General features: G+C 45.9%; 17 protein-coding genes. 14 read left to right on the forward strand and 3 right to left on the reverse strand.

Features of this window, described 5'->3' with window-relative positions; translation table 11 throughout:
- Positions 1 to 189: 189 nt before the first annotated feature.
- The 13 genes from QZT80_RS10620 to QZT80_RS10680 all read left to right on the forward strand — a co-directional run bounded on the left by QZT80_RS10620 (position 190) and on the right by QZT80_RS10680 (position 9,516).
- Positions 190 to 939 (forward strand): PPK2 family polyphosphate kinase, encoded by a 750-nt coding sequence (locus QZT80_RS10620; protein ID WP_295121528.1) that lies wholly within the window; start codon positions 190 to 192, stop codon positions 937 to 939.
- Between the two features lie 77 nt (positions 940 to 1,016).
- Complete coding sequence (gene mscL / locus QZT80_RS10625) at positions 1,017 to 1,403, forward strand: large-conductance mechanosensitive channel protein MscL (RefSeq protein WP_295121529.1); 387 nt, start codon at positions 1,017 to 1,019, stop codon at positions 1,401 to 1,403.
- Positions 1,404 to 1,407: 4 nt separating this feature from the next.
- The gene (locus QZT80_RS10630) at positions 1,408 to 2,346 is read left to right on the forward strand and encodes a DUF3078 domain-containing protein (protein WP_295121532.1); all 939 of its coding nucleotides are present in this window, start codon (positions 1,408 to 1,410) and stop codon (positions 2,344 to 2,346) included.
- Between the two features lie 84 nt (positions 2,347 to 2,430).
- Positions 2,431 to 3,222 carry a segregation/condensation protein A gene (locus tag QZT80_RS10635; RefSeq protein ID WP_295121534.1) on the forward strand — a complete coding sequence of 264 codons (792 nt, stop codon included), beginning with the start codon at positions 2,431 to 2,433 and terminating at the stop codon, positions 3,220 to 3,222.
- Positions 3,215 to 4,135: a helix-turn-helix domain-containing protein gene (locus QZT80_RS10640; RefSeq protein WP_295121536.1), complete on the forward strand. Its 921-nt coding sequence runs from the start codon at positions 3,215 to 3,217 to the stop codon at positions 4,133 to 4,135. The genes QZT80_RS10635 and QZT80_RS10640 overlap by 8 nt, the downstream gene beginning before the upstream one ends.
- 302 nt (positions 4,136 to 4,437) lie before the next feature.
- Positions 4,438 to 5,310, forward strand: coding sequence for a pirin family protein (locus QZT80_RS10645; RefSeq protein ID WP_295121538.1), 873 nt, complete (start codon positions 4,438 to 4,440; stop codon positions 5,308 to 5,310).
- Between the two features lie 49 nt (positions 5,311 to 5,359).
- Complete coding sequence (locus QZT80_RS10650; RefSeq protein WP_295121540.1) at positions 5,360 to 5,887, forward strand: YceI family protein; 528 nt, start codon at positions 5,360 to 5,362, stop codon at positions 5,885 to 5,887.
- 11 nt (positions 5,888 to 5,898) lie between these two features.
- Complete coding sequence (locus QZT80_RS10655) at positions 5,899 to 6,528, forward strand: NAD(P)H-dependent oxidoreductase (RefSeq protein ID WP_295121542.1); 630 nt, start codon at positions 5,899 to 5,901, stop codon at positions 6,526 to 6,528.
- 87 nt (positions 6,529 to 6,615) lie between these two features.
- On the forward strand, positions 6,616 to 6,990 hold the full coding sequence (locus QZT80_RS10660) for a DUF1801 domain-containing protein (protein WP_295121544.1): 375 nt from the start codon (positions 6,616 to 6,618) through the stop codon (positions 6,988 to 6,990).
- A 128-nt stretch (positions 6,991 to 7,118) separates the two neighbouring features.
- Positions 7,119 to 7,529, forward strand: a complete 411-nt coding sequence (locus QZT80_RS10665) for an OsmC family protein (protein WP_295121546.1) — start codon at positions 7,119 to 7,121, stop codon at positions 7,527 to 7,529.
- A 155-nt stretch (positions 7,530 to 7,684) separates the two neighbouring features.
- Positions 7,685 to 8,407 (forward strand): pirin family protein, encoded by a 723-nt coding sequence (locus QZT80_RS10670; protein WP_295121548.1) that lies wholly within the window; start codon positions 7,685 to 7,687, stop codon positions 8,405 to 8,407.
- Between the two features lie 14 nt (positions 8,408 to 8,421).
- A complete protein-coding gene (locus QZT80_RS10675) occupies positions 8,422 to 8,898 on the forward strand; it encodes a Dps family protein (RefSeq protein ID WP_295121550.1) in 477 nt (158 codons plus the stop codon).
- Between the two features lie 249 nt (positions 8,899 to 9,147).
- Positions 9,148 to 9,516 carry a hypothetical protein gene (locus tag QZT80_RS10680; RefSeq protein ID WP_295121552.1) on the forward strand — a complete coding sequence of 123 codons (369 nt, stop codon included), beginning with the start codon at positions 9,148 to 9,150 and terminating at the stop codon, positions 9,514 to 9,516.
- A 2-nt stretch (positions 9,517 to 9,518) separates the two neighbouring features.
- On the opposite strand, the gene QZT80_RS10685 is transcribed toward QZT80_RS10680, so the two are convergent.
- From QZT80_RS10685 to dxs, 3 genes are all read right to left on the reverse strand, one after another.
- Positions 9,519 to 11,081 carry a PAS domain S-box protein gene (locus QZT80_RS10685; protein WP_295121554.1) on the reverse strand — a complete coding sequence of 521 codons (1,563 nt, stop codon included), beginning with the start codon at positions 11,079 to 11,081 and terminating at the stop codon, positions 9,519 to 9,521.
- Positions 11,082 to 11,163: 82 nt separating this feature from the next.
- Positions 11,164 to 12,348 carry a ferredoxin--NADP reductase gene (locus QZT80_RS10690; protein WP_295121556.1) on the reverse strand — a complete coding sequence of 395 codons (1,185 nt, stop codon included), beginning with the start codon at positions 12,346 to 12,348 and terminating at the stop codon, positions 11,164 to 11,166.
- Positions 12,270 to 14,198 (reverse strand): 1-deoxy-D-xylulose-5-phosphate synthase, encoded by a 1,929-nt coding sequence (gene dxs / locus QZT80_RS10695; protein WP_295121558.1) that lies wholly within the window; start codon positions 14,196 to 14,198, stop codon positions 12,270 to 12,272. The genes QZT80_RS10690 and dxs overlap by 79 nt, the downstream gene beginning before the upstream one ends.
- Positions 14,199 to 14,412: 214 nt before the next feature.
- Here dxs and QZT80_RS10700 point away from each other — a divergent pair, with 214 nt between their 5' ends.
- Positions 14,413 to 15,441, forward strand: a complete 1,029-nt coding sequence (locus QZT80_RS10700) for a sensor histidine kinase (protein WP_295121559.1) — start codon at positions 14,413 to 14,415, stop codon at positions 15,439 to 15,441.
- Positions 15,442 to 15,614 lie beyond the last annotated feature (173 nt).

Below are 15,614 nucleotides of genomic sequence, written 5' to 3' on the forward strand. Positions count from 1 at the left end.
CCAAAGATGCCGAAGCCAACGTGCAGCAGCTTACCGACAAATACATTTTGCTGGTAGATAAACACTGCGCAGCGAAAGATAAAGAGATCATGTCTATCTAAAAAAGACGGGTTTCGCGCAATATTATGTAACGGGGGCCTGATGGTCCCCGTTTTTTTTGTCTAAATTTAAAGATAAATACTAACGCATATGCCCGAAGCGAAACTCTCTAAAATAAGTACCAAAGCCCCCGGTAAGTTAGATAAAGACCATATAAAGGCCGATACAGCCAAGATACTGGAGGAACTTGACGAATTGCAGAACCTGTTATTTGCCGAGCATAAACACTCGTTACTGGTCGTGCTACAGGGTATGGATGCCAGCGGAAAGGACGGTGTGATCAGGAATGTGTTCGGAAAGCTGAACCCGCAGGGCGTACAGGTGTATTCTTTTAAAGCACCCACCGAGGAGGAAAAGTCGCACGATTTCCTGTGGCGCATACATAAGGTGGCACCGGGCAAAGGGCATATACACCTGCTTAACCGCTCGCACTACGAAGATGTGCTGATACAGAGAGTGCATAAATGGGTAGATAAAGCCACTTATAAAAAGCGTTACGAGGCTATAAATGCTTTCGAACGCCTGCTTACAAAACATAACGATACACAGGTTTTGAAGTTTTATCTCCACATTTCCCCGGAAGAACAGCAGGAGCGACTGGCCGAAAGGATGCAGGACCCCCGTAAAATGTGGAAATACAACGCTAACGATTTCGAAGAAGCGAAGTTATGGGATGAGTACCACAAGGCGTATGAAGATGCTTTTGAAAATTGTAATGACGTACCCTGGATAATAGTGCCTTCTGACCAAAACTGGTACAAAGAATACCTGATTGCCAGGACGGTAAGAGATACATTGGTAAAGCTCAAAATGAAATATCCCGGGCTTAAAAAGACATAAATAAATTAAGAACAAAGAGAACAAAATATTAATATCGCGTGTTTTTCGGGAGTATAAGAAACCTTAAACCTTACAATATGTCATTTTTAAAAGAGTTCAAAGAGTTTGCCACCAAGGGTAATGTAATAGACCTGGCTGTCGGTGTTGTGATCGGTGCCGCTTTCGGTAAGATCGTGAATGCATTGGTAGAGAGTATTATTATGCCACTGGTAGGGATACTGATCGGAGGCTTCGACTTCAAAGGCCTGATGATAAAAGTAGGCAGCGCGGAAGTGAAATACGGTATTGCCATACAGGCATTTGTTGAATTTGTGATCATTGCTTTTGCCATTTTCCTGCTTATTAAAGGTATTAACAGGCTGAAACGTAAAGAAGAGGCAGCACCCGCAGCTCCAGCCGGCCCAACTAAAGAAGAACAACTGCTGATGGAAATCCGCGATGCCATTAAACAGAAAAACGTATAATAGAATGATGAAGAAGATTTGTTTGTTTGCTGCCTTACTACTGGCGGTAAACGTTACTTATGCGCAGGATGAACTGAAAAAGGCGAGAGAGGAAATTGCGAAAAAGATAAAACGTAACGATAAGGATACGACCAAACTTTACTGGAAGAAAGGAGGCACCTTTAACCTCAACGTGAACCAGGGTTCCCTCACTAACTGGGCAGCAGGTGGTGATAAGTTCTCCCTTTCTGCCGGCGCAACACTATCTGTGTTTGCCAATTACGCGAAAGGTAAACATGCCTGGGATAACACGCTCGACCTGGCTTACGGTTATGTAAAAACCACCAGTCTTGGTATGCGTAAGAGCGACGACCGTATTGACCTGACCACCAAGTATGGTTATGATGTGGGCAAAAACTGGTACTTAAGTGGCTTAGTGAACGTGCGTACACAGTTTGCCAATGGTTACCTGTATAACGATACCGCCAGGGAACTGGTATCGAGGTTCTTTTCACCGGCCTATGTGTTATTCTCGCCAGGCCTTGATTACAAGCCCAACAAAGAGTTTTCCCTCTTCCTGTCGCCGGTAACAAGCCGTCTGGTAATAGTGGCCAGCGATTCGCTGTCGGCCATGGGCGCTTATGGCGTAGATACCGGTAAACACGTGAAAAGCGAGTTCGGTGCCTACCTGTCTGCCAACTGGAATAAGGAAATAGGAAAAAACGTAGTATACAAAACCAGGCTCGACCTGTTTTCCAACTACCGTCACAATCCGGGTAATATAGACGTGTTCTGGACCAACGTATTGTCGCTGAAGGTCAACAAGTACCTGTCGGCCACGGTGTCGCTGGATATGATTTACGACGACGATGTAAGGGTGTTCGAGAACAAAGAAACGGGTGTAATGGGGCCACGATTGCAGCTTAAACAGGTGATCGGGGTGGGCTTTGCAGCGATATTCTGATTACGGGAAAATTATGTTATTTTTGATAAACCTGCTGGCATGTACGGCAGGTTTATTGTTTTTAATTAACTTATAATCAAGCTATTGGCAGACCAGGAAGTATATAAAATAAAGCTCCCGCAGTTCGAAGGCCCCTTTGACCTGCTGTTGTTCTTTATCGAGAGGGATGAGCTGGATATTTACAATATTCCCATCAGCGGTATAACCCGGGATTTCCTGAATTATATCCACGAACTCGAATCGCTGAACATTGAGCTGGCCAGTGAGTTTATTCTTTTCGTAAGTACGCTGATGCGTATTAAGGCAAAAATGCTGTTGCCACGTAAGGAGATAGACGAGCAGGGTAATGAAATTGACCCCCGCCAGGAGCTGGTCGACAAAATCCTGGAATACAAGCGCTATAAGCAGGCTGCCACGGAACTGGCAGAGAGGGAAGCCGAACGTATGTTGCAGATCAAAAGAGGTAACATTGCAAAGGAATTGACTGCGATAGGGGAGATGACCAGCGAAGGCACCGAAGTACAAACACTCACCCTCTTTAAGCTGACCAAAACCTTTGAAAAGGTAATGCAGCGCGTAAAAGAGCGTAACAATAAACCCCAGCACGTGGTGTATAAATACCATTACACCATGGAAGGTTCGCGTGAATACATGATGGACCTTGCTGCCGGCGAAAGAACAATGGCCTTTGAAAAAATATTCGATCACTGTAAAGACCGTATCCATGCTATATTCCTTTTCCTGGGTATGCTGGAACTGGTGCAGGCGAAATACCTGAGCATTATGGTGGGCGAAGGCCGCAACAACTTTATTATTGAATACGTAGATCCCGCTGACCGCCCGGAAGATGCTGAGCCGGTTGTATTTGATGAGTGATAAACGCGATCATATAGAAATCGTTTCGCTGCCCGATTATGGTCAGGAGGAAAGCCCGTTCATCGTATCGTCGATATGTAACCTGGGCGATACTTTCTTTGAACATAATGAATCGCCGCATCGCCACGACTTTTACTCCATTTACTGGATTAAATGTGGTCACCTGCGCCACACGATCGATACGGTTACGCACGAGGTAACAGACAATACGCTGTTTTTCCTTGCGCCCGGCCAGGTACATAAAATGGAGTTCTCAGAAAAGGCCGATGGTTACATGATCGCTTTTCACGACGCCTTCATGTGTTTAAAAGACCAGGCACAACTTTCATCGGGCATTAACTCCGGCCTGTTCTTCAACAATCATTTCAGTTCGGTATTACACCTTCCCGAAGATCAGCAGGCCGATTTCGAATGGCTGGTTAAGGCGATGGTAAAAGAGATAAAGCACAAGGAAAATGATTACGAGAGCGCGTTCCATGGACTATTGCGCTACTTCCTCGTGTTATCGTCGCGCCTGCAGAATGCAGAAGATACATTTGCACCCGATACCCATCTTTCACATAACAGCTCCCTGTTCCTGCAGTTTAAAACACTGATCGAAGAAAAGTTCCGGGAGTTAAAGAACGTGTCGGATTATGCAGCACAACTGCATATTAAACCCGTGTTGTTAAACGAAGTAAGCAAACAGTTATCCGGCATTACCGCCGGCGAGCATATACGCAACCGTATTATACTCGAAGCGCAACGTTACCTGTACAATACAGATCTTACCGCGAAAGAAATTGCCTATAACCTGGGTTTTGAAGATCCGCATTACTTTAGCCGGTTCTTTAAAAAGTACACCAACCAAACACCATCGGAGTTTAAAGAAGTATCGAGGGTGTCGGGCGTGTTTACGCATCAACAGGTATAACTACTTTATATTGATAAGAAAGGAAGTGTGGTAAGGCCACACTTTTTTTATGTGCCCCCATCTCCCCAACTATATTTCACTATTTATACATCATATGCCCGTAATGTGGTAATTATCACTGCCCATAACTATACTACCTTCAGCAGAAGCGCCTTATTCCCCTTTTAGCGAAACATTTATTATTGATAACCAATAACATACGATGAGCAGTATAAAAAGTCCACCACTAACAGCAATTAATCCATTTAAGATAGATGTTGCAACACGTACTTTTGTTATGTCATTAAGAAAAGGAGTACAAAATGAAAACAAGCAAACAGGTTACTCAGGTTTACAAAGGGTCTAAACCCAACATGGTCGGCGACGGCTTCAGGGTACAAAACCTCTTCCCCAGCGGCAATCGCATAGGGAAAACCATCAGCCCGTTCTTTTTGCTCGACTACGCTGCTCCGGTATATTTTCCGCCAAGTGACAAGCCGCGTGGTGTAGACCAACACCCGCACCGCGGATTTGAAACCGTGACCATCGTTTACCAGGGCGCCCTGGAACACCGCGATTCTACCGGTAGTTACGGTAAACTGCGCGAAGGTGATGTACAATGGATGACAGCCGCCTCCGGCATTGTACACGAGGAGAAACATGAAAGTGAATTCTCTAAGAAAGGAGGCACCATTGAAATGGCACAATTGTGGGTAAACCTGCCCAAGGCGCATAAAATGGATAAACCTGGTTACCAGACGCTGCTCAAAGAAGACATCCCGGTAAAAGACTGGAACGATGGCAGCTACCTAAGAGTAATAGCCGGTGAGTTTGAAGGATTGTACGGCCCTGCCCGCACCTTCACCCCGATTAACGTATACGATATACAGTTAAAGATGGGAAAAAACATCACACTGCGTTTGCCCGAAGGATATAATACAGGTATAGTAGTACTGAAAGGAGAAGCAGAGTTTAATGAAACACACATCTCCAAACAGGTAGAAATAGTGAGTTTCGGTAATGAGGGAGAAGAGATAAACATTACTGCCATCTCCGATGTTTCCTTACTGGTACTTAACGGCGAGCCAATAAACGAACCGGTATTTGCTTACGGCCCGTTCCTGATGAATACGCAGGAAGAGATTACGCAGGCGATACAGGATTACAGCGAAGGCCGCATGGGACGATTGAACTAAACTTATTATAAAACACACACATCTTAAAACACTTTAAAACTTAAACACAATGGCAACCTGGAAAATTGATGCTTCACACAGCGAAATAGAATTCAAAGTAAAACACCTGATGATCACTAACGTGAATGGTTTCTTTACTGATTATGACGCTACGGTAGAAGCCTCCAATGATGATTTTTCCGATGCTAAGATCACTTTCGAAGCGAAAGTAGACAGCATCAGCACTAAGAACGAACAGCGCGATGGTCACCTGAAAAGCGACGACTTCTTTAACGCGGCTGAGTTCCCGTTGATCAAATTTGAATCAACCGGTATTGTAAAAAAAGATAACGAACATTATAAACTGAACGGTAACCTTACCATCCGCGACAATACTAAACCAGTAGAGCTGGACGTAGAGTACGCAGGTGTTACGGTAGACCCATGGGGCCAGACCAAAGCTGGTTTCGAGTTATCAGGCAAAATTAGCCGTAAAGAATTTGGATTGAAATGGACAGCGACTACAGAAGCGGGTGGTATTGTAGTGAGTGATGACGTGAAGTTGCTGGCTAACGTGCAGTTGATTAAACAAGCTTAATTTAAAAGACGATGGATATTCTTGAAAAGCTCGCGTGGCGCTATGCTACGAAGAAGTTTGATCCGGAGAGAAAGTTGAGTGCCACGCAGTTGGAAAGAATACTCAGAGCCACCAATCTCTCAGCATCCTCATATGGATTGCAGCCCTACAAGGTTTTAGTGGTAAATGATCCGGTGATAAGGGAAAAATTGAAGGCAGTATCGAACAACCAGTCACAGATAACAGATGCTTCGCACCTGGTGATTTTTGCAAGAGTGGATGAACTGGCCGGTACGCACGTGGATGATTTTGTGAAGTTGACAGCAACGACTCGTAGCCTGGAAACAGGCGCCCTTGAAGGGTTTGCAGCAATGGTGAAAGGACAGATAACAAAAATGGAACAAGAGAAAGCAGCAGTATGGAGTTCCAAACAGGCATACATTGCCCTTGGCACCCTGCTTACTGCCTGCGCGGTTGAAGGAATCGACACCTGTCCGATGGAAGGGTTTAATGCTACAGCTTACGACGAAATATTAGGACTGAGAGAGAGGAACCTGCGCACCGTGGTTTTGGCCACAGTAGGCTTCCGCGCCGCTGACGATATTTATCAGCATAAACAGAAAGTACGGAAACCGCTGGAAGATTTTGTAGAAGTAGTGTGAAAACGGTTGTCAGGAGTTAAGTGTGCCGGGTAATGTTCGCATTGCCCGGCTTTTTTTATTATCTTTAGAAACACTCAACTTTACCTGATGGCCTCAAAGAACGTAACCGTGCCGGAATACATGGAACGGCTGGAACATCCACTCAAAAAAGAAGTAGAAGCACTAAGGCAGATCATCCTGGAGGCAAACGATAAACTCGAAGAACGTGTGAAATGGAACTCCCCCAGCTTCTTTTATAAGAATATTGACATGGCCGCCTTTCATTTACGGCCCGATGAATATGTACACATCGTATTTGTATTCCCCGACGGGAAAATGTTGAAAGACAACTACGGTTTCCTGGATGGCGATTATAAAGACCGCCGCCTGGCCAAGTTCTATAATATGGACGAAATCAACGAACGCAAAACAAAGTTGCAGCAGTTGGTAAACGACTGGATAACATTGGTAGATAACGCTTAATTACGGCACTGTGTTTGCGGCCGGTAATACCCTGATTTATACAACTGGTTTAACGCTATGTTAATTTATCGTAACAGGTTTTAGACTACTTTTAATACTTCAATTATTCACCCAAAAAATAAATTTCCATGAAAAGATCTGCAACTGCCAACTGGCAGGGTACCGGTAAAGAAGGTAAAGGAAAACTTAGCACCGACAGTGGTGTATTGAAAGATACGCAGTACTCCTTTGGCAGCCGTTTCGAAGAGGGGATCGGCACCAATCCCGAGGAGCTGGTAGCCGCCGCTCATTCAGGCTGTTTTACCATGAAGCTGAGCTTTAATATATCCGGTGCAGGTTTCACCCCTGGTAACATCGACACCAAAGCCACAGTAACCTTCGTTAACGGTGAGATCCCCAACATTCACCTGTCTGTAAAAGCTTCTGTGCCTGGCCTGGAAAAAGAGAAGTTCGATGAACTGGTGCTGGATGCCAAACAGAACTGTCCTATTTCCAAGCTGTTGAATACGGATATTACTTACGATGCGGAGTTAGTATAAACAACGCATTCCAGATAACTGCAGCCGGTATCATTACCGGCTGTTTTTATTAGATGATTGGCTCATAAAAAGTACACCATTTCAGCATAATCGTCCATTGAAACAGGGCTGTAATTGTTGGACATTTGTTAAAGCAACAAAAGCTCATCAGATTTATGCAAAAGATTATCCACCGCGCCGATTCGCGTGGTAGCGCTGATCACGGCTGGTTAAAGAGTCACCATACCTTCAGCTTCGCTCAATATTATAATGAAGACCGCATTCATTTTGGTGCTTTGCGTGTTTTTAACGATGATATAGTGGCAGGTGGTATGGGCTTCGGCGCTCATCCGCATGATAATATGGAGATTATTAGTGTAGTGCTGAAAGGCGCGCTGGAACATAAGGATAACCTGGGTACACACGGTATTATTAATGCCAACGATGTGCAAATCATGTCGGCCGGTACAGGTGTGGTACACTCGGAGTTTAACGCGTCTAAAACAGAGGCCGCAGAGTTCCTGCAAATATGGTTGTTCCCCCGCGAGCGTAATTTGCCCCCGCGTTATGATCAAAAAACATTTGATCCTGTTTTACAGCACAACCAGTTGCAAACGCTGATTTCACCCAACGAAAGCGATGGCGCACTTACAATTAACCAGGATGCCTGGTTCTCTATAGGCAACTTCGACGCCGGTAAAGAGTTGGTGTATACACCACGCGTTGCATATAACGGCGCCTATATTTTTGTGCTGGAAGGTAGCATTGAAATTGAGGGCGAAACCCTTCAGCGCCGCGATGCAATTGGTATCAGTAGTTACAGTGCAGCATCTATAAAAGCAACCGAAGCGGCAAAGTTTTTGATCATAGATATACCGTTAACACAATTTACTCATTAATCACACTTACTCATATGGCAACTAATACAGCAACAATAGGACTGGAGAAAAAATCAGCCAAAGAACTGGCAGAGAAACTGAACAACCTGCTGGCGGCTTACCAGATATTTTACCAGAACGCCCGTGGTTTCCACTGGAACATCAAAGGCGATAAATTCTTTACCCTGCATATCAAGTTTGAGGAATTATACACCGATGCGCAGATGAAGATCGATGAGATTGCAGAGCGGATACTGACCCTCGGTTTTACACCGGTACACAGCTTTTCTCAGTATGTAGAACTGTCGCAGATCAAAGAAATTACAAACGACAGTAATGCGACCACCACGGTACAACACGTGCTGGACGGCTTTAAAACGCTGATCCACCTGGAAAGGGAAGTGAGTGCGGTGAGCGACGAGCTGGGCGACGACGGCACCAACGACCTCATCACTACTTATATTCGTGAGCAGGAGAAACAGGTGTGGATGTACAACGCATTTTTGCATTAAGGTTACAACAAACAATAAACAGGTTGATGGGGTTTGCCGTACGGCAGGTCCCATTGCTTTTTGTATAAGAAAAACATCGTAACTTAGAACAAGCAGTAAACCGTTATGAGTTTGAGCCTTATCTATAATGATGCAGTAGCAGGGGTTTTAAACAACTACACAATACCATGAATTAGCCAATTGAATTAAGACGGTGAATGATGAGCATGTTCCTTCGTTCCGTAATTACCAAAGCTAAATTAATAAGTCATGGAGATCCCAACACAAACTACCGATCAGCAGTCACAGTTGCTTTCCTGGAAACATGAGGTGGACGATGTTCGCCAGGAAGTAAGATCAATGCGTGACCGGCTGGAATCTATTTCCCTCCACAACTCCCACAGCGAAAGAATGGTACAGGTAGAACGTTTTCAAAACCTGTTTATCCGCCAGATGGAAGTAGCGGACGAGTTATTCCACGATCTTAAACAAACCAGCCGCCGCCTGAATAATGCGTTGATTGAACACCACGACCGGCCGGTGGAAGATCACGATGTTCTTCAGGAGCGCATGGATACTTTCCATAAGTTATATAGTGAGTTAAAAGGCGATTTTAACCAATTCGAGTCGCACAGCTAAGTTTATCGCAGATCATCTTCCTGCTGCTTCAGTTTCGCCTGCATCCGGTGGATCATTTCATCCAGTTCGGTTACCGACTTTTGCAGCATTGACATCAGCCGCACATTCGTGGCCTGATCGGAGCTGTCTTTTTCTATCAGTGAAGTAATAGCCAGTATCGACGATACCGGGCGGCGGAGTTCATGTGAGTTCATCCATGCAATTTCACGCAGCGTATTGTTTTGCTCCTGCAACAGGTTGATGAAGTTCTTTTTTTCGGTAATATCGGTTTGGATGGAGATAAATTTGGACACAATGCCTTCTTCGTCCAGCACCGGTGTTACCGACATGCTGGCCCAATATGGACGGCCGTCTTTCTTATAGTTCACAATTTCTTCCGTAAAAGGGATGCCCTCTGCCATCTTCTCATCAATCCTCTGTATTATTGCCTTATTACTTTCGGGGCCGGTGATAAAGTCGTGTGGACGTTTACCTATCGCTTCTTTCAGCGAGAAGCCGGTGTGATAAGCAAAGCTGTCATTTGCCCATTCTATTTCTCCTTTGGCATTCGTAATAAATACCGCATTCGTGGTTTGGCTGGCCACCAGCGAAAGCAGTTCTATTTCCTGTTGCTGATGCACTTCTTTGTCAATATCCTGCACTACACCCACCATACGTTGTGCTTCCTGCTGGTGGTTATAGATAATGCTGCCTCTTGCATATACATACTTGTAGGTGCCGCCGGAGCAGCGGAAACGGTACTTCTCTGCCCAATGCACATTGCCGAAACGGATGGCATTACGCAGCGATTTCAATATCCTGTCGTGGTCGTCCGGATGAATGCGCTCTTCCCACCATTTAAAAGTGGGTAACACTTCGTCTTCGAGGTAACCGAATAAGGTGGTAGGGCCATGGTTCCAGGTAACCGAGTCCGATAGCACGTCCCAATAATAAATGGCGTCCGGTGTAACTTTGGCCAGCAGTTCGTAGCGGGTGCCAAAGTCTTCGGCATTGATCGTCGATTTTATTTCCGCATCAATATCGATGGCCATTACCATGCGGGCGTCTTTTTGTTCGTAGCGGCTGGAATTGGAGTAAATTTCCACCATAAAAAATTCACCGTTCTTTTTACAGTGCTGCCATATGCCGCGGTACGATTTGCTGTTAATGCTGCGCTGTACGTCTTCCAGTACCCTTGGTACTTCGTCTTCATTCCGGATCTGTAAGATGGTCATGTGCAGGAACTCTTCGCGGCTATACCCATACTTGCGGACAGCGGCATCATTTACGGCCAGAAAACGAAGCGTGCTGGTGTCGTAAACCCACATTGGAACGGGGTGGTTATAAAACAATTCCTGGTATTGTAAAGTGATACGGTCTTTTTGTAACGGCTTAGTTCTTACTACTATGTAAACGAGTAAGGCTGATAGTAAAATGAATACAGAATTGAGCAGGTAAGAAATGAGCGCAAATGATAAACCCGGGAAAGCGATAACGCAGCGCGTCAGCAGTATGTCGTTCACATTAACCCACAAAAGTCCGAACAGGAGATAGAGACAAGCCACTTTGAATGCCGTATGGCGCATGCTGCGTACGTTTTGGCTGAAATTATACAAATTAAACCCAACTTGCAAGCGTAGCGAATGAGATAGGTGAGGGCAGGAGTGCTTACCATTCAATTTTCACGACATCTGTAACGGGGTAAGCAACACAGGTGAGTATAAGGCCATCGGCCACTTCTTTGTCGGTCAGTACTTCGTTTGCGGCCATCCATACTTTGCCTTCGGAGCAGCGCGCAGTGCAAGATCCGCATACGCCGCCCTTACAACTGTAAGGTATTGTTATTCCTTTGTTAAGGGCTGTTTGCAGTATGTTTTGGTTGCCCGCCACCTCCAGCGCTACCGTTTTTCCCTGCCGCGTCAACATTACCTGCTTAGGACTGCTATCGTTCGGCACACCTGCCTTTTGTATCAGGAACCGGGTATTAACGGTGAAGTTCTCCTTATGTAATTGCTCTTCTGCGAAACCCATAAAGGTGAGCGTGAACATGCACATCCGCATGTATTCCAGCGGCCCGCAGATAAAGAACTGGGCATCGCTTTTTGCATACGCGATATGTTTGGGCGCCAGTGTTTCCAGTAAAGTATTGCCAATGCGGCGGAAGGTGAACACACTATCTTCGGTGGGGTCACTGAAAAAGAAAAGAAGCGTGAAACGATGTGTATGTTCGCTGGCCAGCGCTTTTAACTCGTTATAGAAGATGGTTTGTTGCTCGTTCTTCGCGCTGTATATCATTGTTACCTTACTCTGTGGCTCCTCTTTTAACGCCTGCCGTAATAAACCGTATAAAGGCGTAATACCGCTACCGGCTCCCATCAGGAATATATCACGTTTAAGGGCAGGCTGTGTGTTAAGTGTAAAGCGCCCGGAGGGCAGTAAGGTGGTAACTACATCGCCCACCTGCCAGTGTCGTATAATATGCCTGGATACTTCGCCATTCTCCCGCCACTTTACAGTAACAGAAGGGTTAGGGCTGATGCCGGGTGTAGAACTGAGAGAGTAGGAACGCCTGTATTCCGTTCCGTGGAGGGGTATAATAAAAGTAAGGAACTGGCCTGCTTTATAATCGAGGCTTTCACCATCTGTCCGTTCGAAGCAGTAGGTGAAAGTGTCATCGGTTTCCTTTTTTACTGCGGCAATGCGCAGTTGGATATAAAGCTCGTCCATGTTCCTTACCCGTTGCAGGCAATGCCTGCTATCATTTATTTTGCTGTTCAGCCGGCACTCACCGTAACCTGGCTTTTCATCATTGATCTTACGGCAGAAGCGATGCCTGCGGCATCGTAACCACATTCGCGGTGCAGTTCTGCAGGTTTGCCATGTTCCACCAGGTGGTCGGGTATACCGAGCATTTTTACATCGGCTTTGTAATTGTATTCGCTCATAAACTCGAGTATGGCGCTACCGAAGCCGCCACGTATGGCACCATCTTCTACGGTAATCACTTTATCGAATTTTGTAAACACTTCGTGCAGCAGGTCTTTATCCAGCGGTTTCACGAAGCGGATATCGTAATGAGCCGGTTCAATTCCATCGTTCAGTAATTCCCTGCAGGCTTCTGTTACAAAGTTGCCCGGGTGCCCAAACGACAGTACTGCTACATCGCGGCCATCGCGTATTTTACGGCCTTTGCCGATCTGCATTTCTTTGAAAGGTCTTTTCCAGTCGGACATTACACCTTCGCCTCTCGGGTAACGGATCACCACTGGCGAAAGCTGTGTTGGTAACTGGGCAGTATACATCATGTTGCGCAGTTCCTCTTCGTTCATGGGTGAAAACACAATGAGGTTGGGAATGCAACGCATGAAAGCGATATCGTAGGCGCCGTGGTGCGTGGCACCATCTTCACCAACAAGGCCGGCGCGGTCGAGGCAAAGCACTACCGGCAGGTTTTGAATGGCTACGTCGTGTACTACCTGGTCGTAAGCGCGCTGCATGAAAGATGAGTAGATGTTGCAATACACGCGCATACCCTGCGTGGCCAGGCCGGCAGAGAGCGTTACGGCATGTTGCTCGCAGATACCCACATCAAAAGCACGGTCAGGCATTTTCTCCATCATGAACTTAAGCGATGAGCCGGAAGGCATGGCGGGTGTAATACCCATCACCTTATCGTTTTGCTCAGCCAGTTCAATCATGGTAATGCCAAACACGTCCTGGTATTTGGGTGGTTGCGGTCCTTCCTGTATCTTTTTAAATATCTCACCGGTGATTTTGTCGAACAAACCTGGCGCATGCCATTTGGTTTGGTCTTTTTCGGCCAGTGAGTAACCTTTACCTTTTGTGGTAACGATATGCAGCAGTTTAGGGCCCGGAATATCTTTCAGGTCCTGCAGCGTATCCGTAAGTTTAGAGATGTTATGACCATCGATGGGTCCGAAGTAGCGAAGGTTCAGCGCTTCGAACAGGTTACTGGATTTAGAAACCAGGCCTTTGATGCTGGCTTCGAATTTAGAAGCCATGTCGCGCGTGAACTTTTTGCCTACAGGCAGTTTGCCCAGCATATGCCAAACATCGTCGCGCAGTTTATTATAAGTGTGCGAGGTAGTAATGTCGGTCAGGTATTCCTTCAGCGCCCCCACGTTAGGGTCGATGGACATGCAGTTGTCGTTAAGAATGATCAGCACGTTCGCATTGGCAACGCCGGCATGGTTAAGGGCTTCGAAAGCCATACCTGCCGTCATAGAACCATCGCCGATTACAGCAATGTGCTGCCTGTCGTGTTCTCCTTTGTATTTAGATGCCATAGCCATGCCCAGCGCTGCAGAAATAGAAGTGCTGGAGTGGCCTACGCCAAAAGTATCGTACTCGCTCTCGCCCCGTTTAGGGAAACCACTGATGCCGTTGTATTTGCGATTGGTATGAAAAACCTCTTTACGTCCGGTCAGTATTTTATGACCATAAGCCTGGTGGCCTACGTCCCATACCAACTGGTCGTAAGGTGTATTAAATACATAATGCAGGGCCACCGTCAATTCCACCACGCCCAAACTGGCGGCAAAATGGCCACCATGCACGCTCACCTGGTCTATTATAAACTGGCGTAACTCATCACAAACCTGGTGCAACTGCTCCCGGGTCAGTTTCCTCAAGTCGGAGGGATATTCGATCTGGCTCAATAGTTGACCTGCCGTAATGTCCATATCAGCTTTAGGGTTTTAAAGCTCAAAAATAGCATAATATCCAATGCGGAACAGCTTTTTGTAGAGGGGAAGTCAAAAAAACAGGCTGGATAACAGGGGGTAAAATAACCGTTTCCATTTAAACGGCTATACCGCCATTGGTACAATTTACGTTCAGGCAGGGCGGGTCATATGGTATTTTTGATTTAATCACAGCAGTTCCCTAATTTATAACATGTTTAATCGGATTACTAAATATTGGTGGTGCCAGGTTTCGGGTTGGGGGCTCTATGCTTTTATCTTCCTGTTTTTCGCATTCTTCTTTAACCAGGTCGATGGCGACCTTATCCGATACGTGTTTACCGTACCGGTAGTGGGTATATTGCTTACCCATGGCTTTAGGGCGGTAATAGTCAGGTTTAAGTGGATGGAGATGCCGTTCGAACGGGCGGTATTCTACTTTTCCTTCGGTATTATCGTGTGCGCCTTTCTGGATGCTATCGTAATTACGATACTGGGATTGCTGTTTGAGGCCACCAGCCACAAAGAACTGGTGTCGCACCTGGCATTTTCATTCCTGCAGCAGTCGTTCCTCATTACCATGTGGACGGCCATTTACTTTGGCTGGCATTACGTGGAAAAGAACAGGAATACGCAGGTAGACAAGTTAAAACTGGAGGCTACGGTACGTACCCTGGAACTTAAAACCATCAAAGCGCAGCTTAATCCTCACTTTATATTTAATGCTTTAAACAGCATACGTGCGCTGGTCGACGAAAATCCGCAGCGTGCCCGTACGGCCATTACCTCGCTTTCGAACATCCTGCGCAGTTCTATGCAGGCAGAAAAAGTGGAGATGGTAAGCCTGGAAAATGAGCTGAACATAGTAAAAGATTACCTGGCGCTGGAACACATTCGTTTCGAGGAGCGCCTCAAAATACAGTACGATATTGATCCGGATACCCTGGAACTGCCTATTCCGCCAATGATGTTGCAAACACTGGTGGAAAATGCTATTAAACATGGTATTTCAAGGGAAATAAAGGGGGGCACGGTTATAGTAGGTTCTCATGTGAAGGACACGAAGCACGAGCTTACTATCCAGAATACCGGGCAGATCGTCGAAAACCTTGGTGGTCAGGGGTTTGGACTGCAAAGCACACGTCAGCGACTAGGCATATTATTCGGTAAACGGGCATCTTTCGAAATTTACAACCTCAATGCACAAATGGTTGAGGCTAAAGTGTTAATGCCATTGTTCTAAACAGATTTTTTTTTCGTGCCTAATCAGGTAAACCGGTTTAGCACGGATTTTTTTAATAATTTAACATCTGAATCGAAAAGGCATCTGTCGGGGCACCAATTCGGGCCATGCAGCATTTAGCTGGCAGCGGCCGGGAGTCGGCGGGTGAATTTCATCAACCAATTACAAAGACC

The organism is uncultured Chitinophaga sp., from assembly GCF_902168175.1.
Taxonomy (GTDB): domain Bacteria; phylum Bacteroidota; class Bacteroidia; order Chitinophagales; family Chitinophagaceae; genus Chitinophaga.